Origin of the sequence: Paenibacillus sp. FSL R5-0341 (genome assembly GCF_037975235.1) — a bacterium.
In the GTDB taxonomy this organism is placed as follows: Bacteria; Bacillota; Bacilli; order Paenibacillales; family Paenibacillaceae; genus Paenibacillus; species Paenibacillus amylolyticus_A.
Genome location: NZ_CP150241.1, coordinates 2,282,649 through 2,309,409, shown reverse-complemented (window position 1 = coordinate 2,309,409; position 26,761 = coordinate 2,282,649). Strand labels below are relative to the sequence as shown.

The following is a 26,761-nucleotide window of genomic DNA, read 5'->3' as shown; positions in this document are numbered from 1 at the left end:
CTTGGATATAAGCCAAAATACACTTCCGTATTCTTATATAGTTCATTACTTTTATTATATTTTAAAAGTCATATGTATCATATAGTATAGGATTATTCTTATACAAGAGGTGAACACATTGATTAGCAGCAAACTACCCAAAATGTTCTACGGGGGAGATTATAACCCGGAACAGTGGGATCACGAAACCCACCTTGAAGACCTGCGCATGTTCCAATTGGCCGGCATTGATATTGCCACAATCAACGTATTTTCATGGGCACTGATTCAGCCTGATGAAGTTACTTATCATTTTGAAGAACTCGACCAACTTATTAATCGTCTATATGAAAACGGTGTCTATATATGCCTAGCAACGAGCACTGCTGCCCATCCGGCCTGGATGGCGAAGAAATATCCAGACGTACTTCGTGTAGATGCCGATGGACGCAAACGCAAATTTGGTGGGCGCCATAATTCCTGTCCAAACAGCCCGACCTATCGCAAATATTCCGAGAAGATTGCAGATAAACTGGCCGAACGATACAAGGATCACCCCGCTGTTCTCGTATGGCACATCTCCAACGAATATGGCGGTGACTGTTACTGTGACAACTGTGAGAAAGCATTCCGCGTCTATCTGAAAGAACGCTATCAGACCCTGGAACAGGTCAACAAAGCATGGAACACAAATTTCTGGGGGCATACCTTCTACAATTGGGACGAGATTGTTCTACCAAGCAACCTGAGCGAACACTGGGGTAACAACAATTCAACGTTTCAGGGAATCTCGCTGGACTACTCCCGCTTCAACTCCGACAGCATGCTGGATTGTTATCGGTTGGAATACGATGCGATCAAAAAACACATTCCCGACTCCGTCGTGACTACCAATCTGATGGGATTCTTCAAGCAGTTGGACTATTTCAAATGGGCAAAATATATGGATATCATCTCTTGGGACAGCTATCCTGGTCTCGCTACACCCGTCAGCTTCACAGCAATGGCTCATGACCTTATGCGCGGACTGAAAGATGGTCAACCGTTCATGCTTATGGAGCAAACACCAAGTCAACAGAACTGGCAGCCGTATAACTCACTGAAACGTCCAGGTGTCATGCGTCTGTGGAGTTACCAGTCTGTTGCGCATGGGGCTGATACCATTATGTTCTTCCAGCTTCGCCGCTCCATTGGTGCCTGTGAGAAGTATCATGGTGCAGTTATTGAGCATGCCGGACACGAGAATACACGTGTATTCCGCGAAGTCGCTGAACTGGGCAAGGAATTGCAGGTACTCGGTGACACCACCCTGGATGCATCTGTTGAATCCAAAGTAGCCATTGTGTTCGACTGGGATAACTGGTGGGCCATCGAAAAATCAAGTGGACCTACGATTGCCCTGAATTATGTGGATCAGATTCATAAATATTACGCCGCTTTCTTCCGCCGCAACATACAGGTAGATATCGTCAGTGTGGATACGGATATTAGCAAATACGACATCGTTCTTGCGCCTGTCCTTTACATGGTTAAACCAGAATTTGCCGCCAAACTGGAGAAATATGTTGAAGCAGGTGGAACATTCCTGACGACCTTCTTCAGCGGCATTGTCAACGAGAACGATCTCGTGACCACTGGTGGGTATCCGGGAGAACTCCGTAAACTGCTCGGAATCTGGGTGGAAGAGATTGATGCCCTGCTGCCTGAGCAAAAGAACCGCATAGTCCTCAAAGAAGCTTACGGCGATCTTCAAGGAGAATATGGCTGCGGCATGCTGTGTGACCTGCTGCACAGTGAAGGAGCCGAAGTCATCGCGGAGTATGGAGACGACTTTTATAAAGGCATGCCTGTTGTAACACGTAACATTTATGGTCAAGGTGAAGCCTGGTACGTTGCATCCGACCCGGATGAACGTTTCCTCGATGGTTTGCTGGGACAGCTTGCAGCAGCCAAGAATGTAGAGTCCCTACTGGAGACACCGGAAGGTGTTGAAGTAAGCGCACGTACCAAAAACGGCAAACCCTACCTTTTCGTCATGAACCATAACGCTTCCACGCAATCCTATGATCTCGGTACAGCCAAGGCACTTGATCTGCTCACCAATCGCGAGCTTTCGGGAAGTGTTGAGATTGAAGCTCGCGGGGTACAATTGCTTGAAATGAAATAAGGTATTTCGCTATATGGGTCATAATGGAAGCCTATATTGCAAAGGAAAAGCACGTGATACAAAGTGTCACATGTACATCTCTTTTAAGCTTATTTTTGTCTTCAGTGAGGATATTGGTATAGATTCCATACCTTTATCGTCTTCTGTAAGCCAAAAGCTGCTACTTCCCGTATCCGTCTACATCGGATACGGGTTTTTGGTATTATCTGTGGTATTTTTGATAGAAGGAAATATCAGTATGTAAAGCGAATTGGACGAGACACACATTTTAATGAAGCCCGCCGGAACTTGCTTGTGTGAACCATGTAGCTGATCCATTGGAAAATAATGTTGCAGCTGAAATATTGGTGACACTCATGATGTCACTTATAAGCTGTTACAATAGAATTATAACTACGACATCACTTTCCGGCGGGGCAATGAACGAAACGGAGTGGCTGACATGAACAGAACAAATCGGCTTGCCGCCATCGTTATGGCATTACAGCATGGTCACGAAACAGCACACTCATTGGGCGAGAAATTTGAAGTTTCCCGTCGCACCATTCTCCGGGATATTCAGTCCCTCTCGGAAATGAATGTGCCCATTATTGCCATTTCCGGTCCGGGAGGCGGCTTCAGACTTATGGAGGGTTACGTATTGCCCCCATTGCAGCTGGACCCGGTTGAGGCAGCGACGCTCATATTCGCTCTTGAGGGTCTGAGTCGCTACGCCGACACACCCTTTCATGAGAAACGCTGGACCCTGATGAACAAAGTTAAGGCCATCATTCCGGATGATATCATGTCGCGAATCGACCCCATGCTCCAACAGTTGCATCATCATATTCCAGACCGCAATTACATCCTTCCTCATCTGGACGCGCTGCTGGCATGCATACCTGAACATGGATGGATCAATGTGCTGTATCGATCCGTATCGCGTCAGCGATGGTTGCATATCTGCCCTTCACGGGTGTATGCTTCCTCCGGCTTCTGGTACTGTGAAGCATATTCCATCGAACATGGTGAGCAGCGTCTGTTCCGGGTCGACCGAATTATCGATGTCAAGGCGATCGAACCACAGGATACACAGGTGCTGAACGAACAGGCACAGCAACAGCAGAGCAACCCGATCCCTCCAGAACAGCCGCCAACTCGGGTGACGGTGCGACTGAGTTATCGGGGGATGATTGAAGCCGAACAGGATGAGCATATCGGCGAAAAGATGATTGAAATTGCCCAGGATCTCTGGGAATTGTCATTCATTTGTCCACCAGGAGAATGGGACTGGGCCGTACGATTCTTTTACCGCTTGGGACGTGAAGCTGAAGTGATTGAACCTCTCCAACTTCGCAGCGAGATTCGTCAGCATGCCGAGGAAGTGAGCCGGATATACCTTGCTTCAACCAAGTAATCTCTTCACCATACTGCATAAAGGAGTCTGCTGATATCATGACATATGAACCCGTTGTAACGTACGAAGAAGCAGTACAGCGTATCCAGTCTATAGGACTGCTGCCTCTTGCTCCCCTATTTACCGAATACCCTTCACTGTCATCGCTAACCCCCAAAGAACATTGGCACAAGGATGATGATTTGGATCCCTGGTTATGGCGTTCACGCCTGGCCGAAGAGGGCATTGCTGCATATGGAAAGTTCGTCAAAAAGAAAGCGCTTCTTGTCTCGAGTGAATACTTCCCTTGGGTACACCGACTGCTTGCCGACTCCAGAACCATCGAGGAACAGTATGAGGCGGGTATACTGTCCCGTGAAGCGTTCAAACTCCATGCGTTAGTTGCAGAACAGGAAGGCATCGATGGACGTGCCCTTCGTTCTCAAGCAGGATTTGGAGCAAAAGAAGACAAAAAAGCATTTGACCGTGGATTTCTCGACCTTCAGGGCTGTGCAGCCATTGTGATTAGTGGCACCAAAGAAAAAGAAGGGCTCGCAGAAGGCAAAGTCGCCTGGAATAGCTCTGCGTACGAGACTGCTGGTCACTGGATGCAACGTCACGGCATTCAGCCGTTTGAAGGAAGTGTTGCCGAAGCGCGTGAACTGCTGGTGGCTCAACTGCAACAACATGCTTCACCAGCGGCATTATCAAGCATCGCCAAAGCCCTTGGCATCCGTGGAATCTAAATAAAGCCAATTCCGGTTGTAGTGCACATTTCAACCGGAATTGGCTGCGGTTCACCATATAATGTAACCCAGACGTTCAACAGCCCCCATCGACAATGGATTTAGAGAATTACGCCATCCTTGAATATGGCAATCTCCCGGAATCCATGCTGCTCACTGAGTGTGTGTGACCGTCCTGAAGCAATGTCAATCAGTTGGCTGAACAGCTGTACTTTCACCTCATCCATCGTCTGCCCCTCCAACAACTGGCCAGCGTTGAAGTCAATCCAGTGTTTTTTGCGATTCGCCAGATCGGATTGGGTCGCAATCTTGACAGTAGGTACCGGACCTCCGAAGGGAGTCCCCCGCCCTGTTGTGAAGAGCACAATATGTGCACCGGCTGCAGACAGTGCCGTAACAGACACCAGATCATTACCCGGTGCTTCTACAATGTTCAGACCGGTTTGAGTTACACGTTTACCATAGCGCAGCACGTCGACTACCGAAGAACGTCCTCCCTTTTGTGTACATCCAAGTGACTTTTCCTCCAGCGTTGTGATGCCGCCAGCCTTATTACCAGGAGAAGGATTCTCATAGATGTTCTGGCCATGGTTCACAAAATATTGTTTGAACCCATTCACAAGGTCCACCAAATCGTGAAAGACCTGCTCATTGGCAGCCCGATTCATTAAGATCGTCTCCGCACCAAACATCTCCGGAACTTCCGTCAGAATCGCCGTACCGCCGGCAGCCACCAGCATATCAGCAACTGCACCGACCAGCGGATTGGCTGTAATACCGGATAAACCATCGGAACCGCCACACTTCAAACCAATTTTGAGTTTACTGAGCGGAAGCGGCTGCCGCTGTTCATGTTCAGCGATCTCCACAAGTTCTTCCATCAGTCGAAGCCCTTCCTCAAGCTCGTCATCTGTTTCCTGCGCTTTGAGAAACCGTACTTTGCCTCGGTATTCCGGAGCAATACATTCACGGAACTCGTCTACTTGGTTGTTTTCACAGCCCAGACCGATGACCAGCACGCCCCCTGCATTCGGATGTTCCACCAAGGAGGCCAGCAACTGTTGGGTATATTTCAGGTCATCACCAAGCTGTGAACATCCGAATGGATGCGGAAAGTGATATACACCATCTACCCGACTTCCAAACTGGGACTGACCCATACGTGCCAATGCTTCACACACTTTATTAATACACCCAACCGTATTCACAATCCAGATTTCATTACGGATACCGGCTTCACCATTAGGACGTAAATATCCATCGAATGAGCGTAGATGTTCCGGAGGCATATCCGTCTGAACCTGTGCTCCCGGTTGGTACTCATATTCAAGCAAGCCGTGCAGACCCGTCTTCAAGTTGTGACTATGAATCCAGCTCCCCTGCTCAATCTGCTCTTTGGCAATGCCGATGGAGAAACCATACTTCATCACATCATCACCCGGTGCCAGGGTATGCACAGCAATCTTATGCCCTTTGGGCACGTCATCCAGCAAGGTAAAAGAAACTCCGTCTGGCAGTGTAATGCGTTCTCCTTTGGCATAATCCCGAAGCGCTATAATGACATCATCCTGTGGTTGAATGGCAATCCAGTCATTAATTGTACTTGTGGTGTTCATTTCCCTTCACCTTCCAACAAACCAATTTCACGAACAAGTGCTTCACGCAACCCTTCTCTTGCATCCAGATTTTCGCCCCAGATCAGGGTATCCGACAACACAGCCGCTACCCGCTCAGCCAGTTGGTTCTGATTCCTGTTAAGCGTGTCATAACCTTCCCAGTGTGCAGCCAAAGCGGCCAGGACATCCGGATCATCCCGCAGCAGAATGTCCTCCCCATTCAGTCGTTGTGCTTTGTAACCTTCTGACGTATTTACAGGACGATAGAGACACAGTAATCCCGCAAACCCCAGAATTAAACGTTCTGGCCAGCTTCCCTGGTTTTGCTCATAGGATAATAGTGTAGGCAGCACACGAACCTTGAATTTTCCGATCGTATTTAATGCAATATCTTGCAATTTGTGATCAATGTACGGGTTAAGGAAACGTTCGAACACTTCTTCCGCGTACTGTTCCAGCTGATGATCCGGCATATCCAGAGCAGGTACGATCTCCTGATGTACAGCTTCCCGGATCCATGGGCCAAAGTGCGAATCCTCCATCGTTTCTCTCACATGTTGCTTGCCTTGCAGAATTCCCAGTGATGACATTAGGGTATGTGCCCCATTCAAAATCCGAACCTTGCGTATCTGAAACGGCTTCAGATCTTTCACCCAATGTACATTGAGGCCCGCTTGCTTGAGTGGTAGCTTTTTGTCCAATGATTCATCACCCTGAATGGCCCAGAAATGATATGGCTCTGCCGTATTAATCAACTGGTCCTCATAACCCCAGCGATTCGTCAGGGAATCGGCTTCCTCCTGGGTCGGCGCACCTGTTACGATTCGATCTACCAGATTATTCAAGAAGTGATTATGGTTCTCGATCCATGAACGGAAGCCATCCGAATACCCATAATCCTCACTATGACGGAGGACACAACTGCGCAGCACATCACCATTGCCTTCAAGCAGTTCACATGGGAGATGAATCAAACCTCTGGATGGATCACCATCAAATTTCAAATATCGCTGATGCAGAAAAACCGTTAATTTCCCCGGAAATGATTGAACGGGTTCACCCTCGATATAATCCACATACTTATATTTCAATCCTGATTCGGTTGTATTGGAAATAACGAACTCAAGTGAAGGCAGTTCCGCAAAGTTCAGAAAGGCATCCCATTCCTCATACGGATTGATACACTGTGAGAAAATGGAGATCAACTCTGTCCGCTCAACCGGCTTTCCTTGAGACAGCCCACGCGTGATCATGGTATATAACCCATCCTGATCGCGAATCTGCTCCAGCTTTGCTTTGCCTCCAGGCCGTGGCTGAGTAACAGCTACACTCCCATGGAATTTGCCTTGTCTGGCACTCTCATGAAGCATCCAGTCTGCAAATCCCCGCAAGAAATTACCTTCTCCGATCTGCAAAACCTTCACGGGACGCTCCATAATCTCCTTGCACTTGCGCTGACCGTCGTTCCCGAGCAAATTCAGCTTCAACCTTGGCCGTTTCGTGCTTGCCGACATGGACACTCACCTCATCGATTATTTGTACACTCTGAATGCCGCCCAAAGGCTTAGCACCCTTATATTGTAAACGCTTTAAATTCATTGTATCATCAATAAAAGGAAATTAAATTGCTTATATTGCGGTAAATATACTCTCTCATGACTAGCTATAACATCTCGTTGAAGACGCTGGTTTGGAAAGGAGTCTTTATGGAGCGTTCACCTGTTCGTACGACTATCCAGGCAGAATCCGGTATTCCGTTCCGCTTGGTGTACAGCGATACAAAATCCCCTCAAAACGAATTGCCGGATCACCTTCACGATTGGCATGAGATTATCTATGTATATCGTGGTCAGGGCAGCATCTTTATTGATACAGGACTTGAGGATATGCAGGAAGGAGATCTGTTCATTATCCCAGGCAGTACGGTTCACCGCGCCTTGCCGGATGCAGGCAACCCTGTCACATCTTCCGCTTTGTTCTTCAGCCCGGGATTGCTGGCATCGACCGCCGGGGGAGCTGCTTCTTCCTTGCTGAGTCTGTTTGAACGTTGTCGCAGACAACGGGTGTATAAGAGACATCTGGACACAGAAGAGCAATCACAGGTGGCCGCCCTTATTGATGATATTCAGACCGAATTTCAGCTCGGACATCATCTGAGTGCACATGCGGCCCTGTTAAGGCTGCAACTATTGCTTATTTTTCTGGAACGTCTGGAAGCCTCGGGACCTGCGAATCCGAGTAAATCTACTCCCGGTCCCTCGTGGCTCTCTTCTACGATCTCTCATATTGACGATAACCTTCGGAATGGCCTGTCCCTCCCTGAACTGGCCCAGTACGCCTCTGTATCCCCTGCTCATTTCAGCCGTGCCTTCAAACGATACACGGGCATGACTCTGACGGATTACGCATTAGCGCGAAGGGTCATTATGGCGAAAGAACATCTGGTGCAAGGCGATGAGACAATGGCAGCCGTAGCTGATGCTTGCGGGTTTGACAGCCTGCCCCACTTTTACCGTCAATTCAAAAAATTAACCGGCACAACGCCCGCAGCTTACCGCAGAACCATGAACAGCTCACGTTAAAATAGAAACAGACTGGAACATAGGTGCCGGGGCACGTCGAGGGAAAGTGAGTCAGCAGGGGGCGAAAAGTCGGTAAAAGATATACTTCAGCGAGTTTTAGACACGCCCTAATCATATATATCCACATATTCTTCCATATGGAAGATGTGGTATGATAATCTGGATTATTAATTGTCGGAAACATTGCATTCCGTTGTCAGAGGAGCTTAACATTCCATGTTAAACGAATTGAATCGCAGGAATATCGGCATCTTCGCCCATGTGGATGCGGGGAAAACAACTACCACCGAGCATATGTTATATGAGAGTGGTGTCGTCCGCAGTCCGGGACGCGTGGATGACGGAACAACAGCCACAGACTCGCTGGACATTGAGAAAGAACGTGGCATATCCGTTCAAGCAGCTATGACCTCTCTGATCTGGAAGAACACCATCATTGACCTTATTGATACGCCTGGGCATATTGATTTCAGCTCCGAAGTAGAGCGAACACTGCGCGTAATGGATGGCGCTATTCTGATTCTATCAGCAGTGGAGGGGGTTCAGTCCCAAAGTGAAGCCATCTGGCATGCCCTTCGTTCACTTCGCATTCCTACCATCATCTATATCAATAAAATGGATCGGATTGGCGCGTCTGCACCAGCAGTAATGGAGCAGATTCGTTCCACCCTGTCTCCCTTCGCATGCGAAATCCAAACGTATCAACGCCATGAAGAGTCATTTCATGGCATCGACTCCCTATGGAATGAGAATCAAGATACGCTGTCCGGTGGCACACCTTCCATTCCAGGTCTGTTCGAGATACTTGCGGAGCTGGACGAAAAAGTCATGAAAGCCTACATTCAAGAGACTGCGTTATCCCAAAGGGATCTAAACGAATCATTCCTGCGGTATGTGCATCAGGGTGAGATGTTCCCTGTGTGTTACGGTGCTTCCGGCAAAGGAATTGGCGTCACGGCATTGCTGGACGCAGTCCTTGCATTTCTGCCTCCACCTCCACAGCCAGTGGATTCTCCCGTATCGGGTGTTGTGTTCAAGATTGAACGTGACCGCACGATGGGACGCACGGCCTACGTCCGCATGTATGGTGGTAGTCTTCACAACCGGGATACCATCTATAATTCGACGCGGGAGCTTGAGGAGAAAATAACGCAGATTCGCCGCATGGATGGACGGAAATGGGCAGATACCGGTGCCGTTCACGCGGGGCAGATCGCTACGCTGTACGGACTGAGTGACACCCATGTGGGTGACATTATCGGCAATCCTGAAGGTGTACCTCCTCTGCCACAGATGGCTGTGCCTTTGCTGACCGTGCAAGTACATGGTAGGGACCCGGCACGTTACCCCGATCTTGTGGCTGCATTACAGGCGTTGACGGACGAAGACCCCTTGCTTGATCTGCAATGGTTGCCGGAGGAACGAGAGCTGCATCTCAAGGTTATGGGAACTATTCAGCTTGAGATTTTATCCAGCTTGTTAATGAGTCGTTTCGGACTGGATGTCGTATTCGACCCGCCATCCGTCATCTATAAGGAAACGCCACGTGCAGCAGGAGAAGGTTATATTGCCTACACGATGCCTAAGCCCTGCTGGGCCATCCTACGCTTCAGAATTGAACCTTTGCCTCGTGGAAGCGGTCTGATCTATACCTCAACCGTAAGGACAGATGATCTGCTGCTACGTTATCAGAATGAAGTCGAACGGCGGATTCCCGAAGCACTGTCTCAAGGCATGCTCGGTTGGGAAGTAACCGATCTGCGCATCACGCTGGTGGAAGGGGAACATCATGTCTGGCATACCCATCCGCTTGATTTTGTCGTAGCCACGCCGATGGGAATCATGGATGGATTGGCGAGAACAGGTACCACTTTGTTAGAACCCCTCCTTCAGTTCAGACTGACGGTCCCGGAAGAATATGGCGGAAAAGCCCTCAGCGATCTGGTATATATGCGTGCAACCTTCGAAGCACCCGTCATTGGTAACGGACGTTGTATTATTGAAGGAGTTATGCCTCTTGCCACCTCAATGGATTATCCGGTGAAACTGCGTTCCGAGACAAGTGGCCGCGGGGTGCTCACGACTTCATTTGCCGGATATCAGGATTGTCCTGCAGATGTGACTCATACTCGCAAACGCAGAGGGGTTAACCCGCTGGATCAATCGAAGTATATTTTAAGTGTACGAAACGCGATTACATCATAAATGGAGTTGACCTTGTGCTTATTAAATTTCTTATCTTTGGCCTTCTATGGCGGATTATAGGTAATCCGTTCATTGCCATTCTAATTTTACTCGTAATACTGTACTTCCTGGATCGTCGCTATGTTGGCGTATTCCCAAGCTTCACGAAACCTCTCAAGCGTATGCGTAACATCTCCCGGCTTCGCCAACAGCTTGCCATGAGTCCCAATGAAGTTTCTTCCAAGCTGGAATTGGCTCGCCTGCTGATTGAGCGCAAACGTTACAGCGAGGCACATGCGTTATTGCTTGAACTGGAACGCCCCTATGAGCAATCAGCTGAGTATTGGGAGGCATTAGGGACGACTGAGCTTCATTTGGGCAACATCGAAAAAGGCGAACGTCATATTCTGCAAGCCCTCGAGATCAACCCCAGAGTCAAGTATGGACGTCCGTATCTCACCCTTGCTGGAGCCTTCAAAGATACGCATGAGGACAAAGCGCTGAATTATGTGCATCAGTTTCAGGAAATTCATTCCTCATCCAGTGAAGCTTATTATCTGCTCGGCTCAGTTCATCGTTCCCTCGGACGCAATGCAGATGCGAAGCAGGCTTACGAGCAATCCTTGAACGTGTACCGTTCATTGCCCAAATACAAGAAACGTCAGGAGCGCCGTTGGGCTGTCCGCAGTTGGTTCCGTAAGCGTGGATTGTAACCTCGTTTGATTCACGCAATAACACGCGTTTATCACTCTTCTAACCAATAAAGTGCACTGATCTCTGCCCTCGTTTGAGCAGAAACAGTGCACTTTATTTATAGCAACGATATTAATACACCAATATCTCACGCAGTCGTTCTTCATGATCACGCATCCAGTCGATCCGCTGTTTGAGCTTCACAATCTGATCTACAGCCACTTCGGGCTCATCTGTACCCTCGAACATGCGACTGATGAAATGCATGACCACATCCAGACTGCGCAGCAAAATCAATTGAGGTATGGCCAGCAACTCTTCCGGTTTCAGGCTGACCTGTTCCCGAAATCCCCTGATCAGTCCCTCCTGTGCCTGCCACATCCAATCTTCACTCTTGTCCATGGTGAGGAGGTCAGACATCGGAACAGCCAGCTCCATTACCCGCAAATCCCATGTCGCAAATTCAAAATCCAAAATGGCACAGATTTCACCATCCTGCTGATCTGCCAATACATTCGAAGCATTCACATCCCCATGAACCAATTGATGTGGCAACTGTTCCATACCCCGCAGGGCTTCAAACAGATCTGGCAGCACATCCCTCAACTGCTTCAGTTCATTCGAACATGCGACCAATTGCTCCGGTGGTGATGTGCATAGCTGTAATAATCGTTCTGGTGAACAGAGCGGATACGCATCCTGAATTCGATAGTATGGTGGATACACAGGTTCAATTGGTATCTCCAGCGTAGCCATAACAGAAGACAGGGCCCCCGCCGCTTTACCGAGCCCTATCAATTGATCTGGTGTATGCCAGATGGGATTGACGCCTTCCCGATAATGAAACAAAGTCACGATTTTGGTGTGACCTGTGAGGTTTTCTTTTACAGCAAGGAATGTACCTCCCTCACCAGATAACCGTCCTACAGGTGAAGGTGTATCTAGCTTAAAATTCGAACGTTGGAGGGCTTCCAGCACCTCGTGTTCAAAGGCAATTTTCATCGAATCATTATGTGTTTCATATTGTCTCATGACGTAATTAGCCCCGTCTACATGGAGCATGTAGGTAGAATTATTCATCCCACCCTTTCCACGCTCACCTTTCCAGTCCGATGTGAAACCATATAAGGCCAACACTTCGGATATACGCTGCTGCTCTGAATGATGGAGGGAACCGGAATCGATGTTTTGCACCAAATATTAACCCCTTTATCTCACATAATGGAACTGTCCTCTAATTATCTTAAAGGAAGTCCATCGCTCGGTCTAGTTCTGTTCCAAAGTGATCAAGAGAATGGATAGTATCCGGTCCGATTAAGCTGCTCTGCAATGACACGATACCCTCTTGCATTGGGATGCACTCTGTCCCAGAACAACAGTTCACGTTCACGGCCCTCAAACCTGTCATAGACTTGAGCACACGCATAGTTGCCTGATCCCGCTCCATTCAGAAACGAATTATATTGGCGCACCCAGTACGCAGCTTCCGTCGCTTGTGGATACGGGTTGTACAATCCGATGGATCGGACCATATACTCACTGTTGCCCTTTAACTGCCGAATGTGCCGCATGATCTGGGATACATTACTACGGGTTTCTCCGAGCACCTGTGTCATTTTGCTGGCATTTGGAATGCCATTACTTGCTTTAAACGTACGAATCAAATCATTTCCGCCAATGGATATGGTAATGATATCCGCTTCACGGAGCGATTGCCGCACTCGGGGATGCGAAGAGATCATCTGCAACATTTCCCCCGACGTCAGTCCATTCACGCCCATATTTTCCATGGATACAAACGTACGAACATTCATTTCCGCCATTCGCCGATATAAAGGAACAAAGCCGGTGCCCAGCAACGCTCCTGTACCTACCGTTAATGAATCTCCTATAGCCACATATCGATATACCATCCCGTCGCCCCTCTCTGCTGTGATTTCTCTGAACAATAATGAACTGCTCTATATCTTATGATGAGCGGCAAGACAAGGCGCGGGATGGTGTCCTTAGGCATGCACCTTTCTTTTGCACAAGACCGTGCTTCTTCTGTTGAGGTAAAAAAAGAAAAAGCCCTGCCGCATAAGGCGGCAGAGCCTAATCCATTACAATGCATTACATGCCTATGGTCCGATCCGAATCAACGGAATCCGCCTGTTCCTTGTTAGGGAACGGCCACCAGTTGGCCCGGCCAAACATCTTCACCATCACTGGGACGAAGAATGGCAGGAACAACAGAGAGTACAAGACCAGTCCGCTAAGGACTACTGTGGCAATCTGCATCATCGAGAGAACACCGGATGGATACATGGCAGCAAATGTACCGCTCAGAATGACGGCTGCGGATAGAATTACGGTTCCCATGTTCTTCATGGCGTACAACATCGCATCCTGTACCTTCATGCCTTTGTTCTCATTGAAACGGTCCATCAGGAAGATGCTATAATCCACACCCAGTGCAATTAGCATGACAAATCCGAAGAACGGAGTAACCCAGCTAATGCCTGCGAATCCGAGAATATTAACAAACACCACTTCGGTTAGCGCCATCGATGTGAAATAAGCCAGTAATAAGGAAACGATCAGATACAATGGCATAATCACGGAACGAAGCAGAACGACCAGAATAATAAATGTGCCCGCCAGCATCAGCATTACAGTACGTGTATAGTCGTTATTTGAGATCTCCTGCAGATCTGCAAACGTACTGGTAACCCCACCTACGGCAATATCGGCTTTTTCAAGCGTACTGCCCTGTACCGCACGATGTACTGCCGCCTCAATGTCAGGAACAAGATCAATGGCTTCTGTTCCGTATGGATTTTCGGCGAAAATAACATCAATCGTCATCGTCTTCCGGTCTTGGGACAGATACGTATCAAATACCTGTGTGAAGTCTTTGCTGTTCAGTGCTTCTTCAGGAACGTACCAGCCTGCCAGATCGGAATCCGGTGAATTTTGCAATTGCGTCAGGTAGTCCTGCGCTGAATCCAGTCCACCGGATACCTGTTTAATACCATCGACACTTTGATTCAGGCCATCTGTTAATTGTGTCAGCTGACCACTCAGATCCGAGAAGCCTTGCTGGATTTTCTCCTGTCCACCTTGAAGCTGACCAAGCCCGTTCTGGATGGAAGGTATCTCCTTAATGACTTTTCCTTGACCATCAGCGGCCTGTTTCAGACCTGTCTCAAGCTGACTGATTCCCGTTACAATCTGGCTTAGACCATCGGCAAGAGCCTTCTGTCCGGCTGCTGCGGAGGCAAAGCCTTCATTGGCCTGATTAATTCCAGCTGCGGCTTCTCCCAGCTTGGTCTTAATCTGACCCAAACCTTGAGCGAGCTGGGCTGTACCAGAACCTGTTTCACCAATCGTACCTTTGATACGCTGGTAATCCGTATCTTGCTGCAACTCAGGATAACGTTCTTCGAGTGCTGTGAAGGATTCAGACAGACTGGTTAAAGCCGTTGAAACCCCATTCAGCTGTTGCTCCAGTTCGCGGGTTCCATCGCTCAGTGCAGCGACTCCTGCTCCTGCCTGACGATAGGCTTCAAGCAACTGATTGTTCGCCTGCGCGAGTTGATCTGCGCTCGTTTTGGCTTGCTGAAGTCCTGCTTTCAGGTCACCCGCACCTGAGGAACCATCTCGAATCCCTTTTTCAATCTGGCCAAGTCCCTCACTTAGTTGCGCGATACCCGTTTGCAACTGGGTGGTTCCTTTGGTCAGTTCACCTGCCCCATCGGCAGCTTCTTTTAACTGTGGTTCATTTTTACTTAGTTGACTGCTCGCTTCACTCAGACCATCACGGATTTTGTCCAGACCCGTCTTGCCTTCACCAAGTCCATCCGATAATGTTCCCACTTGCTGTGTAACTTCAAAATCTTTGATCTCATCACCCGTAGGTCGTGTCATACTGCGGACACCGGAGATCCCAGGTACTTTCTCTACTTCCCGGCTGATTTTCTCAGCAACGGCCATATATTTCGCATTATCCATCGCTTCATCGTTCTGAACAACGATCTGACCCGGCAATGATTCACCTGGACCGAAGCTGTCAGAGATAATGTTGAATGCTTTTACTGAATCATACTTCTCACCAATCTCATCGAGACTGTTGAACGACAGTTTGCCATCGTAGGTTGCCAGAAGTGGCACACAAACAGCCGCGACGATGAGCAGCGCAGCCCATGGACGTTTCAGCGAGAAGCGGCCAGCTGCACCATAGATCTTGCTCTCGGCATGATCCAGTGAACCCTTCGACGGCCAGAATAGCTTCTTGCCCAGCACCGCCATGAAGAATGGTACGATCGTCACCAAGGCAAGCATCATCACAGCGATACCCACAGCTACAGCAACCGCAGAGCGGTACAACATAAACTGGGCAAAGCCGATCGCAATGAATCCAACCAGCACGGCAAGTGCGGAGAAGAGTACCGTTTTACCGGCAGTACGATAGGTAGCAATGATGGCATCCCACGTATTCTCATGATGAGCCAGTTCTTCCTTGAACCGACTGATCAACAGGATGCAGTAATCCGTACCAATCCCGAACATGACGGCGACCATAAAGATCTGTGTAAACGTGGATATCGGGAAGTCGAGCCCATCCACCAGGAATGCAACAATCTGTTGCGATACAATGTAACTGATCCCCACCGTCAGCAGTGGGACAAACGGAGCTACAAACGAACGGAACACCAGGAACAGAATCAGTAAAATAAAGACAACGGTAATATATTCCGATTTCTTAAGCCCCTCTTGGGAACTTTCAATGGTATCTTCGTCAATCAAACCTTTACCGGTTATGTAGTGCTCCACATTGACGGACTCCAATGCTTCATTCAGGTCTTCCCGCATTTCCTTGACCGTACGATCTCCCTGATCAATGGATAGCGACGTTAGAATGGTTTTGCCGTCAGCTGAGATCATCTTCTCGGACAACTCAGGCTGAGAGAAAGGTTCCAGAATGGACAGAATGCCCAGCTTCTGCTTGTCGGCCTCCAATTGCTTAACAGCCTTCTCTGCCTCTTGTTTTCCCGTGGTACCCAGACCATCCGGATTATAAAATACAAGAGCGATCTGGCTGCCTTGCTGTTCTCCCTTTTGCGCTGCAGCTTCATTCAGAATCGCTGCAGCACGGGTGGAAGAGTATCCTTCCGGAACCGAAAACTGTCCCTTTTCCCGAATCAGTTCACTCATGTTAGGGGCGGTAAACATTAATACGGCAGCTACAACAACCCATAGCCCCATTAACCACCATCGCGCTTTCAATATCGCTCTCATTCGTTCTCCTGTCCTCCTTCATGCGTTAGCAAAGCTGCAAGCTTCTCAAAAGATTCAATGAAATTACGAACCTCTTCCGGTTTAAAATGAACCAGATATGGCTCCAGAATCTGCTGTATTTCCTGTTCTGTTTCCCTATACACTTGTCTTCCAGTCTCCGTCAGCGTCAAATACACGACCCTGCGGTCACGTTCATCTCCGGCCCGATGGACCAGATCGCGATCCACCAGCTTATTGACCAAAGCGGTAATGCTGCTCTTGCCTATGCACAGAAGCTCTGCCAGATCGGAGGGTGTGCAGGAAGGCTTCTCCTCAATCAGACGAAGTGCGCAGAACTGATCGGTCGTTATGGTCTGCCCCACTTGTTCGCGTATTCGCGTATCAAACCGCTTGTTTACCATAAACGAAGCATCCAAATAGCGGTTCACCAAACTTTTTGCATCGGGTGTGCTCATTCTTCATTCTCCTTTCCAAATACATATAGTTCACTTGACGAACTATTCTTCTGTGAAACTATTCTATAATGAAACAATCTCTTGAAGCAATACTTTTTCCTGGATTTATAATAAAAACGACAAAAAAACAGGACGTCCGACTCAGCTCATTGCCAAATCCAACATCCTGCTTTAATGATAATCTGTTTTCTATGCCAGACAGTAGAGACTGCGTTCGCGTTACTCTTCGTCTGTGTCTTCCTCTTTTTCAAGCACACAACGGAACCGCTCCACACCTGGATACAGCTCACCCAGACTATATACGACGAATCCCGTATTCCGGTAAAACTCCACGGCCTCCAGATCCGTCTCAGCAATCAAAGTGTCAGGATTGTATTTCTCCAGCAATTGTGAAATCATGCCCCGACCATAATTTTTGAAGCGGTTCTCCGGCAGAATGGCTATATGGTGGATGGTGATCTCGTTTGAGCCAGTATGCTCATAACCGATCAGACCGATCAATTGCTCCTCTGCTTCGTATCCGGCCAGATACAGTTCGTCATTCTCTACATATTGTTTTAACGCACGTTTCAGATGATCCGGATCAGGAAAGACCGAGTAAGATAACAGCTCCTGTACTACCGGCTCTTCTATGCGTGATTTCAAATTAATTAACACCTTTATTCCTCCTATACCTTGCTTGTTTCCGTTATCGTATTGTAGTCGTTAGCCTCTCAAAGTTCAAGTCATATAACGATTCAGCTCGCATTGAAGCATAGTCGGGATGTTATCCGATACCTTGATTTGCGCCAAATGATAGGCATCTAGCAATGCACCCCCAACTGCCGGCAAGTTGCTTGTTATGTATTGGATTTTTTTCCCTTCGGGCCTATAGGCAGCATCCAGTCCTTTCTGAACAGCCTCCACCATGTACGGTGAACTCAGACAGCTTCCGGTAAGCGCGATAGACACTGTTGGCTGATCGAAACAGCATGCCAGCATGAGGATACCCACAACAGCTGTATCGGCAGCAGAGTCACATACCCTAACCGCGAGGGGAATATTCCGGGCAGCTGCTTCAGTCACCAAAGGTGCCATTTGACCAAATCTCCGATTGGTAGCCTGTTTATTTTCAGCAAAACCAGACACTCCCAGCGCAGCAAGCTCCCGGATAGAGCCTACATGCCAATACGTTAAAACCTGCTCAATCCATTCTTGATCCTGCGACTCATAACGTCCTGCCAATATGGAATGAACCGTGTCGTAAGCCAGAAAACGTGCTGCTGTCGGTGCATAATGACCGAACTGATCGTTGCGGAGCCAAGCCCCCCGTTCCGTTCTGCCAAGGATCAGAGAGCCTGTACCTCCAATAGCGACAATACCTGGCTCACCGTCGAAGGCCGCAGTATGTGCGATATGCGTATCGTTTACTGCACTGATTCTGCCAGTAATCCCCGTTCGAGCAAGTAACGCTTCCGCCCATACTGTATCTTCAGGCCGATCCAGACCTGCCATGCCTGCCTGAATGGAGACGATCTGGTCTGGCTTGAGCCCAGCCTTGGTTATAGCTTCAGCGATACCTTCCAGCACATTTTGCTCGGCATGAGTATCGTGATAACGGTTGCAACCACCCTTTTGTACATAGGACAAGAGCTTTCCGTACTGATCGGCGACAGCCACACGCGTGTGGCTTCCTCCTCCATCCATCCCAATCACGTATGTATTCATCCTTAACTATCCCCTTCCCAACGAACAATAAGAGTGCCGGGCTATTACTAGGTCCCGGCAGAGAGTTTATTGCTTTTGTACAGCGAAACGAAGCAGTTCACAACGAAACTGTGTTGGTTCATCATACTTTTCTTCTTCAATCGTCGCGATCGCCTCAGCTGTGGACAGATTCAGTTCAATTAACGGCTTAATGTCACGGTTTCACTTGGCTTCTGAACTTTCGGATACGAAGCTCGAAGGCGACAGGTTCTTTTCTAAGAAGGATTCCAATACCGCTTCATATCCAGTACGATCGACTTGAAACGCTGTGCCATGACCCGCACGGGGAACGGTCAGCAATTTCTTTTCGGTTGGGCAAGCTTCATACAACCTGTACACCATTTCCGTTGGTACGAACGTATCGGCCTCACCATGGATGAACAGCACAGGCACGTTGACTTTGGCAAGCTGTTTGAGAGCGGACGCCTCTCTGAAGGAATATCCTGCTTTCCATCTGGAGATCAGACTGGTGACAGGGATAAAAGGAAATGCAGGAAGCTTGTATAATTGCTTCAACTGGAACGTCAGTTCTTCTTCCACAGATGTATACGCACAGTCAGAGACAATCGCTTTAACCTGAATCGGCAGGGCTTCACCACCTGTCATCAGTACAGTTGCTCCTCCCATGGATATGCCGTGCAATATGATTTCTCCTTGTGTCCCCACTTTTTCAAGCACCCAGTTGGTCCACTGGACATAATCCTTCCGATCTAACCAGCCGAAACCAATAATGTCACCTTCGCTCTGTCCATGACCCCGATCATCTGGCATTAACACGTTATATCCATGCTTCTCCCCATAGAATCGGGCAAATCCGGCCATCTCTCTGCCTTTCCCTGAATAACCATGTGCCAGAATAACCGTCTGATCTGACCCGCTATTGGAACTAAGCCATGTACCGTGCAGTTTTAATCCATCATGCGATTGAATATATATCTCTTCTGCAGGCTGAGCATCCAGCCACTTCAGGTCAGCAGCACTGCTGATAATTTCATTGTCCGGTTCTGGCATCAGATTTGGGTTGTCCACCAAAAACGTTTTGGGCGTACGCCGAATGGCAGTTTTGAAAAAGTAGAGCCCTCCTGCCCACAGAAGAGCAAGAACGATCAAGATCAGTGCCGCAAGTACGTAGAATAACATGAACGTGCCCTACCTTTCTTTCCTAGCTTAAGATGTGATCAATCTTTATTTACTCGTTGCAGCGCAGCACATGCCGTTTGATAAGCGGGAAGCAAAGCGTCGAGCAACGGTTCTGCTTTACGCGACTGGCCTTCCTTCGCGAACTGCTCGATCTGAGAGAATAAAGTCGATAGATAACGAATTCCCAGACTCAAACTCCCTGATTTCAAATCATGTGCTACCTCCCTTGCAGCAGTATGGTCCCCTGAGACAATATGTCTGCGCAACACTTCGATCTTGCCAGGGGTGTCTGTACGATACATGTCCAATAACATACCGAGGAGTGTACGACCACCATCGGTGTTTAATTCCGCAATCTCATGCACGATGCTCATATTCAGCACCTCTGTAGGTTCAGCCGATTGCTGCCACTTCTGGATCATTGTACTCAGAATCTCGAGCGTAAACGGTTTGCCAATGAAGTCATTCATCCCAGCTTCCCTACACTTGTCTTTCTCACCTTGCATGACATTACCAGTCATTGCGATGATTGGCGTGATATGACGCATTTCATCCATTTCTATCGAGCGGATTTTGCGTGTTGCTTCCAAGCCATCCATTAGTGGCATCATATAATCCATGAGAATCAAACTGTATTTTTTGCTGAGAAAAGCAGCTACTGCCTCTTCCCCATTCGAGACGGCGTCCACTTGGGTTATTCCCAGTTTTTTGAGCTGCAACATCACAAGTTGCCGGTTGATAACATTATCATCAGCCAGCAAGATAGAAACGGTAGGAGCTTCATCACGCACAGGTTGACCCTGAATCTCCTGAGACGCAGATGTGCTAAACTCGTGAACGGACTGGTTATCGTGTTTCTTGCCCAGTGCAAGTTCGAACCAGAATGTTGATCCTTCACCCTCTATACTATCGACTCCAATCTGACCTTCCATGAGGACAACAAGCGATCTGCAGATCGATAGTCCAAGACCTGTTCCTTCATATTCCCTCGAGCGTCCTCGTTTTGTCTGCATATAAGGTTGAAATAGTCGGGTCTGATCTTCTTCCGAAATACCAATGCCCGTGTCTTCAATTTCAAATCGAATCGTTTGTGTACTCTCATCATCTTTAACAAGAGTCACTCGTATCCCTACAGAGCCTTCTGATGTGAATTTGTTTGCATTCTGAATTAGATTGATCAAAATCTGTGTAATTCTCGTTGAATCCCCTTCAAGAGTAGAAGAGATTCTGGGGTCACAATCTACCGATAACTGATTTCCGTTTTTTCTGACTTGGGGGTCGAGCAAACGAACAATATAATTGATCGTCTCTTGCAGATGCACTTCTCCAAGTTCAAGTTGCATCTGACCTGCCTCAAGTTTGGACACATCCAGAAGATCCTGAATCAGCTTAAGCAGTAGTCTGGCAGCATCCTGTATAACGGAAACCGAATTCTCCTGTTCTTCAGACAACGGAGACAGCTTAAGCATCTCAGCCATCCCTAATATGCCATTTAATGGCGTACGAAAATCATGACTGATGCCTGCAATAAATGCGCTTTTGGATTCCCCTGCATCTACTGCTTGCTGACGTGCAGCTTCAAGACTGTTATTGTTCTTCGCAAGCAGACGCTGGAGTGTCACCAGTTCATTATTCATATCCGTGAATTCCGCAAGCGTCCGTTCCTCTTGCTCTTTGCTCCGGATCATCTGATCCGATAACTGCTCAATCGTTCTGCGTAGCCTCTGTATCTCTCCATTCTCATTAGACAACACATCATCCCTCTCCTAATCCCTAACCATGTCTAGATGATTAGCTGGCTGCGCCAATAATTGTTCTGCAACCGCAACTGCCTCATCGGCTCCCGGAGCATAACCGTCGGCTCCTATCGTTTTCCACAACTCCTGATCAATATTAAAGGGATATCCCCCAACCATAATCTTCACATGGGCCGTTGCCGGATGATGACGAATCAGATGAATCAATTCTTTGGCCAGATGAAGGTGATACGTCATCGTAACTGAAATCGCAACCACATCGCCTTGATGGCGTTCTATGGCCTCTACTACACTTCCATTGGGGACATTGGCTCCCAGATAGTGCGTATCCCAGCCTTCCATCTCGAACACATCTGTGAGCATACGCAGTCCGATCTCATGTTGTTCACTGCCTACACAGGTGGCAACTAACCTTTTATCCTGACCCGTATGAATCAACCAGCGAGAATAGAGACGTGATATGAATGACTGGGTCGCTGCCGTACAAAAGTGTTCTTGCCCCACACTGATCCGATGGCATTGCCACAATCGCCCCACTTCATATTGGGTGGGCTGAAAGATATAACGATAAATATCACGAATCGTCACCCCAGCCTCTAACTGAGCTTCAATGATCTCAAAGGCTTCTTTCCGTTTATTCTCAAGCAAACACTGCAAGTACGATTGTGCAGCCTCTCCATATGGCATGGATTCGTTGATATAACCCGCCTGTGACTCCATTTGTGTTGTTCTATATATTCCCATCTCCAGATAATCGAGCAGAAGCGCCTTTGACGGATGGTCAAATTCTTCTTCCAATGTCTCTTTGATCAGATTGAGATTAATTGCCAGGTCTTCATGTGATACCTGATAACCTTCAAGCAGAACTTTCAGCCAGGCAATGTAATGAGTAAATAGGCCTGGGCTCTGTACGAGCGCACTTTCTGCCAAATAGTTCAAGCTATACTGCGAATCTTGTTTGGTTCGCATTTTTCCGTTCTCACCAAATCGCTCAAGTAAATCGGGCTGTCTGAGATACTGTTTCTCCGTTATTTTATCAGCTAAGTTCCCCGATTCCTGGAGTAAACGTTCTCCTGCTTCTTGATGACTCATAGATGCACCCCTCCTCTACCCGCATCACATTGCATCATCATTCGTAATTAATCCAGAATGAGATCAATGTTAACTAACTTACAATCGGGATAGGTTCTTCCACTTGATCCAATCCATCCATTCCGCTCTTAATCGTCCTGTTCCATTATACATGAACTTTTGATGATCATGTATTTTACCGTATACATGTATAGAACAATCTTCCTATATTATGAAGGGCCTTGCAAGTCAGTCAGCCAGTATATGTCTGTACTTTTCGAGTTACACAAAAAAAACTGACCTGCGTTATGAACGCAAGTCAGTTTTCCCTTCTGCTGCCAGTCCCAGCTTCTTCAACATCTTAATCGCATCCACTTTCTCGGAAGGGTCAAGCCCTTCCAAAGCATCAATGATAACCTGATGATGTTGAGGAAATATCTCTGTAAACAATTGCCTTCCTTCCTCGGTTAATTCAGCGTAAATAACACGCCGATCTTCCTTGGATGGCCGACGAAACAGCAGATTTTTATTCTGCAACTTATCGACTACATACGTAATATTACCACTGGACATTAACACCTTTTCACCGATCTTTTGCAAAGCCTGTGGTCCCTTATGATATAACAAATCAAGCACACCAAATTCTGTCGTATTCAGTCCGTGACTCTGGATGTCCCGATTGGAACGTGAGGTCACAGAATTGTAGGCCCGAACAAGAACCACGAATAATTGTAACGACAGCTCCCGGTTGTCCTCCGTGTTCAGCATTTCAATAATCCTCCATCAGTTGTTTACATTTCGGCTCGCATTAGAGGACAGCTTCTGCTCCCACTCCTCGCGAAGCATTCCCATACGAATTGAATCATAGTACTCCCCGCGAACGATACGACACTTCCGCATTCGCCCCTCCACCTGTAATCCGGCTTTTACAGCCGCACGCATCATTTGTTCATTACCGGACCAAGTAGTCAATCCAACCCGAACCTTTTTCCCTAAGAACGATGAAGTTCTTCGATACTACCGTCTGCATTAGCAAGAATGACTGTGCTTGCCATATCAACAAATAGTCCGTTATCCACAACACCCGGTAACATGTTCAATTGAACATTCAGGTTCGCAGCATGATCAATCGCTTCCATATGGCAATCCGCGATCAGGTTTCCATTGTCTGTCAGGTAACGTTGCTCTCCATCCATCCGCCACTGTGGTTGACACCCCAATTTTTCGAGCGCCTGGAAGGTCCACTCTGAAGCAAATGGAACAACCTCAACTGGCAACGGGAATTTACCCAACTTTTGCACTGCTTTGCTGCCATCCGCTACAATAATTAATTTGTCACTATTGGCCGCCACGATTTTTTCACGCAAAAGAGCCCCGCCGCCACCTTTAATCAGGTTAAATTCGGGATCTACTTCATCTGCGCCATCAATGGTCAGATCCAGACGACCAATCTGTTCAAATGGAACAATGGGAATACCCCATTCCCGGGCAAGCTTGTCCGAAGCTTCCGAAGTGGCAACCGCTTGAATATTCAAGCCATCGCGTACCCGCTCACCAATTCGGCAGATGGCATAATAAGCTGTTGAACCTGTACCCAATCCAACCTTCATGCCATCTTCAACATATTCTGCCGCACGCTCCGCTGCTATCTGTTTAAGATTCATCTATAAACCCCCGCCTGCTCATAATTTGAGAAATGCATATGTAGTTATTATAGATAAAACCGCTTCCGATGTATATCCGTGCCTTCTGTTGCATCTTTGCCATCTTATTTTTTCCAATGTTTAAGGATGTATTTTTACCCACCATGTTATAGAATACAGAATGAAGCTAAAAAATGGGAAATTTTTAAATAAACAGTTCTAAATACCTATAATTCGTCTGATATGTCCATAAATACGTAAAATATTAAAAAAAATTTAACGATACTATTCAATTTAACGACATTTTATACGACATATTAATTATAGATGTGTTTTAATAATTAGACACCTATGGTTCATACGGTACATAAGTCTCTACAAAAGCGACTAATAAACCAAGACCATGGTCGCATAAATTTCCTTTTGGAGGGGATCACGGAATGATCTAGTTCACTGTACCAAAGCAACCCTAAAGTTTCTTAATTTAAAGAAGATCAGGAGTGGAATTTAGTGAAATCATTAAGTTGGAAAAGCATGTCGTTTTTCTCCAAAAATTTGTTACTCTCATTTACGAATATCATTATCATCGGGGTAGCACTGATTGCAAGCAGTTACTATTTTCAAAAAACAGTTCTGGTTGATCAGCTGCATGGACAGGTGGAACAAATTACTAAAAAGTGGGCTGAAGATATCAATCCCACCGAAGTACAAGCTGCTATTGCGGAAGGCAGCTATGATGGAGCAACACAAACAAAATTACGAGCGTATTTCGATGAAATGCAAGAATATTATCCTAACATTGCACAAGCCTACATCTTCGGTGTTGAACTTGGTGGCGATAACAAGAGATTAACTTCCCTTGTAGCAATGCCGACCAACCTAAGAGAAGCTTTTCAAAGTGAGAACGTAAATATCGGTGACATGTATGAGCAGCCAGTCGTTGTAGCCAATGCACTGAAAGAAATGCTCAATACGGATCGTCCAACCTTCACAACGTTCTATTCTGATGATTTCGGAACATGGACAACCATTGCATATCCAATTAAAGACAGCAACGGAAAAATATTCTCCTATTTTGCTATCGATGCAGATGCAACAGCCGTACCGGCAGGACTGAACTCCTTGCTCAAGAACGGAATTATCATCTTGGTGGCTTTCTTGCTATTATTCCTGATTATCCAATACCTTGTGGTTAAAAACACACTTTCCCCAATCCGTCACTTGATCAAAGGAATTGATGACGTAAGTCGGGGTAATTTGAATGTGAACATTCCGACAGGAAAGGACGATCTGGGACTCGTTAACGAGAAGTTCAACACGATGGTTCGCAAAATCAACGATACTATCGTAAAAGTGCAAATCACATCACAAGAAGTGAATCAATCTGCCAAAGAACTATATGAAGTTTCTGAACGTAACAGTGAAAATGCAGATTCTATCAATAACAATGTTACCCAAATCACATCCAACATTCGTTCACAGGAACAGGCAACCCGTGATAGTGCACGTGCCATGTCCGAGATGGCTACTGTAATCCAGACAATTGCCAGCAGCTCCGCAAGTGTAGCGGATGAAGCCTATGAGATGGAACGTCGTTCACAACAAGGTAACAGCGTTGTCCGTCAGGTATCTGAGCAGATGAATCTGATTACGGAATCGGTTAAGAATACCGCTTCTGCCATTGAGGTTCTAGAGAGTCGTTCACAGGAAATCGGCGATATTCTGAATATTATCTCGGGAATCTCAAGCCAGACGAACTTGCTTGCCCTTAATGCATCCATTGAAGCAGCACGTGTCGGTGAAGAAGGAAGAGGATTTGCAGTTGTCGCAGGTGAAGTACGCAAACTTGCCGAGCAGTCTGAACAAGCGACCAGCCAGGTTGGCGTATTGATCCAAGAGATTCAAGCTGGAATTAAACAAGCTGTACGTGCTATGGAACAAGGTACGTCAGAAGTAGATACAGGGCTCAGCGTAGCCGATCAAACAGGACAATTGTTTGAGGATATTTTAGAAGCAGCGAAAAAAGTGTCTAATCAGATTCAGGAAGTTTCAAGCGCAACAGAAGAAATCTCTGCAGGTACGGAGGAAATGACCGCTACAGCAGATGACTTGTCTTCAAGCGTAAGTAAAACAGCAAATAGCAGTGAACAAATCTCCTCATCTGTTGATGAGCAAAAAGCATCTTTGATTACACTGGTAGACTCCTCCACACGCCTTAATAGCATGTCTGAGGAACTCCAAGAATTGATCTCTCATTTTAATGTAAGCAAACAATAATTCAAATCCACAAACATTCGGTTTGAACCAAGGAGGAATAACTGAAGTGA

At 47.2% G+C, this 26,761-nt stretch carries 20 protein-coding genes and 1 pseudogene; 7 read left to right on the top strand and 14 right to left on the bottom strand.

The genetic code is table 11. The features are described from left to right. Nucleotides 1-118: 118 nt before the first annotated feature. The 3 genes from MKX75_RS10505 (at nucleotide 119) to MKX75_RS10495 (ending at nucleotide 4,267) form a co-directional block, all read left to right on the top strand. Nucleotides 119-2,146, top strand: coding sequence for a beta-galactosidase (locus tag MKX75_RS10505; protein ID WP_339169551.1), 2,028 nt, complete (start codon nucleotides 119-121; stop codon nucleotides 2,144-2,146). Between the two features lie 442 nt (nucleotides 2,147-2,588). Further along, on the top strand, nucleotides 2,589-3,542 hold the full coding sequence (locus MKX75_RS10500) for a YafY family protein (protein WP_076330543.1): 954 nt from the start codon (nucleotides 2,589-2,591) through the stop codon (nucleotides 3,540-3,542). A gap of 38 nt (nucleotides 3,543-3,580) precedes the next feature. Continuing rightward, entirely contained in the window at nucleotides 3,581-4,267 is a 687-nt protein-coding gene (locus tag MKX75_RS10495; RefSeq protein ID WP_339169550.1) for a hypothetical protein, read from the top strand. 101 nt (nucleotides 4,268-4,368) lie between these two features. Here MKX75_RS10495 and MKX75_RS10490 read toward each other — a convergent pair whose 3' ends face one another. Continuing rightward, nucleotides 4,369-5,883 carry an altronate dehydratase family protein gene (locus MKX75_RS10490; RefSeq protein ID WP_339169548.1) on the bottom strand — a complete coding sequence of 505 codons (1,515 nt, stop codon included), beginning with the start codon at nucleotides 5,881-5,883 and terminating at the stop codon, nucleotides 4,369-4,371. Continuing rightward, nucleotides 5,880-7,397 (bottom strand): tagaturonate reductase, encoded by a 1,518-nt coding sequence (locus tag MKX75_RS10485; RefSeq protein WP_339169546.1) that lies wholly within the window; start codon nucleotides 7,395-7,397, stop codon nucleotides 5,880-5,882. The genes MKX75_RS10490 and MKX75_RS10485 overlap by 4 nt, the downstream gene beginning before the upstream one ends. 141 nt (nucleotides 7,398-7,538) lie before the next feature. Between MKX75_RS10485 and MKX75_RS10480 the strand changes: the two genes are divergently transcribed. From MKX75_RS10480 to MKX75_RS10470, 3 genes are all read left to right on the top strand, one after another. Then, nucleotides 7,539-8,465 carry an AraC family transcriptional regulator gene (locus MKX75_RS10480; protein ID WP_339169544.1) on the top strand — a complete coding sequence of 309 codons (927 nt, stop codon included), beginning with the start codon at nucleotides 7,539-7,541 and terminating at the stop codon, nucleotides 8,463-8,465. A 216-nt stretch (nucleotides 8,466-8,681) separates the two neighbouring features. Beyond that, a complete protein-coding gene (locus tag MKX75_RS10475) occupies nucleotides 8,682-10,670 on the top strand; it encodes a translation factor GTPase family protein (protein ID WP_339169542.1) in 1,989 nt (662 codons plus the stop codon). Between the two features lie 14 nt (nucleotides 10,671-10,684). Beyond that, nucleotides 10,685-11,362, top strand: coding sequence for a tetratricopeptide repeat protein (locus MKX75_RS10470; protein ID WP_339169540.1), 678 nt, complete (start codon nucleotides 10,685-10,687; stop codon nucleotides 11,360-11,362). Between the two features lie 112 nt (nucleotides 11,363-11,474). On the opposite strand, the gene MKX75_RS10465 is transcribed toward MKX75_RS10470, so the two are convergent. The 12 genes and pseudogenes from MKX75_RS10465 to rpiA all read right to left on the bottom strand — a co-directional run bounded on the left by MKX75_RS10465 (nucleotide 11,475) and on the right by rpiA (nucleotide 24,455). Continuing rightward, on the bottom strand, nucleotides 11,475-12,536 hold the full coding sequence (locus MKX75_RS10465; RefSeq protein ID WP_339169539.1) for a phosphotransferase: 1,062 nt from the start codon (nucleotides 12,534-12,536) through the stop codon (nucleotides 11,475-11,477). Between the two features lie 92 nt (nucleotides 12,537-12,628). After that, nucleotides 12,629-13,255, bottom strand: a complete 627-nt coding sequence (locus MKX75_RS10460) for a GDSL-type esterase/lipase family protein (protein ID WP_062833735.1) — start codon at nucleotides 13,253-13,255, stop codon at nucleotides 12,629-12,631. 199 nt (nucleotides 13,256-13,454) lie between these two features. Next, the gene (locus MKX75_RS10455) at nucleotides 13,455-16,622 is read right to left on the bottom strand and encodes an MMPL family transporter (protein ID WP_339169538.1); all 3,168 of its coding nucleotides are present in this window, start codon (nucleotides 16,620-16,622) and stop codon (nucleotides 13,455-13,457) included. Continuing rightward, on the bottom strand, nucleotides 16,619-17,077 hold the full coding sequence (locus MKX75_RS10450) for a MarR family transcriptional regulator (protein WP_076330535.1): 459 nt from the start codon (nucleotides 17,075-17,077) through the stop codon (nucleotides 16,619-16,621). Before MKX75_RS10450 ends, MKX75_RS10455 begins: the two co-directional genes overlap by 4 nt. A gap of 219 nt (nucleotides 17,078-17,296) precedes the next feature. Next, nucleotides 17,297-17,734: a GNAT family N-acetyltransferase gene (locus MKX75_RS10445; RefSeq protein ID WP_076330534.1), complete on the bottom strand. Its 438-nt coding sequence runs from the start codon at nucleotides 17,732-17,734 to the stop codon at nucleotides 17,297-17,299. A gap of 63 nt (nucleotides 17,735-17,797) precedes the next feature. Further along, nucleotides 17,798-18,784 (bottom strand): BadF/BadG/BcrA/BcrD ATPase family protein, encoded by a 987-nt coding sequence (locus MKX75_RS10440; protein ID WP_076330533.1) that lies wholly within the window; start codon nucleotides 18,782-18,784, stop codon nucleotides 17,798-17,800. Between the two features lie 201 nt (nucleotides 18,785-18,985). Continuing rightward, nucleotides 18,986-19,963: an alpha/beta hydrolase gene (locus MKX75_RS10435; RefSeq protein ID WP_339169537.1), complete on the bottom strand. Its 978-nt coding sequence runs from the start codon at nucleotides 19,961-19,963 to the stop codon at nucleotides 18,986-18,988. Between the two features lie 38 nt (nucleotides 19,964-20,001). After that, nucleotides 20,002-21,717 carry an ATP-binding protein gene (locus MKX75_RS10430; RefSeq protein WP_339169536.1) on the bottom strand — a complete coding sequence of 572 codons (1,716 nt, stop codon included), beginning with the start codon at nucleotides 21,715-21,717 and terminating at the stop codon, nucleotides 20,002-20,004. 12 nt (nucleotides 21,718-21,729) lie between these two features. After that, nucleotides 21,730-22,812 carry a cobalamin-dependent protein gene (locus tag MKX75_RS10425; protein ID WP_076330531.1) on the bottom strand — a complete coding sequence of 361 codons (1,083 nt, stop codon included), beginning with the start codon at nucleotides 22,810-22,812 and terminating at the stop codon, nucleotides 21,730-21,732. Nucleotides 22,813-23,097: 285 nt separating this feature from the next. Beyond that, nucleotides 23,098-23,559 (bottom strand): MarR family transcriptional regulator, encoded by a 462-nt coding sequence (locus MKX75_RS10420; RefSeq protein ID WP_062833727.1) that lies wholly within the window; start codon nucleotides 23,557-23,559, stop codon nucleotides 23,098-23,100. Between the two features lie 15 nt (nucleotides 23,560-23,574). Then, a pseudogene (locus MKX75_RS10415) lies at nucleotides 23,575-23,787 on the bottom strand (GNAT family protein); the annotation flags it as partial. Beyond that, entirely contained in the window at nucleotides 23,784-24,455 is a 672-nt protein-coding gene (rpiA, locus tag MKX75_RS10410) for a ribose-5-phosphate isomerase RpiA (RefSeq protein ID WP_076330530.1), read from the bottom strand. The pseudogene MKX75_RS10415 and the gene rpiA, both read right to left, overlap by 4 nt. Before the next feature lie 513 nt (nucleotides 24,456-24,968). Between rpiA and MKX75_RS10405 the strand changes: the two genes are divergently transcribed. Next, nucleotides 24,969-26,711: a methyl-accepting chemotaxis protein gene (locus tag MKX75_RS10405; protein ID WP_062835977.1), complete on the top strand. Its 1,743-nt coding sequence runs from the start codon at nucleotides 24,969-24,971 to the stop codon at nucleotides 26,709-26,711. Nucleotides 26,712-26,761 lie beyond the last annotated feature (50 nt).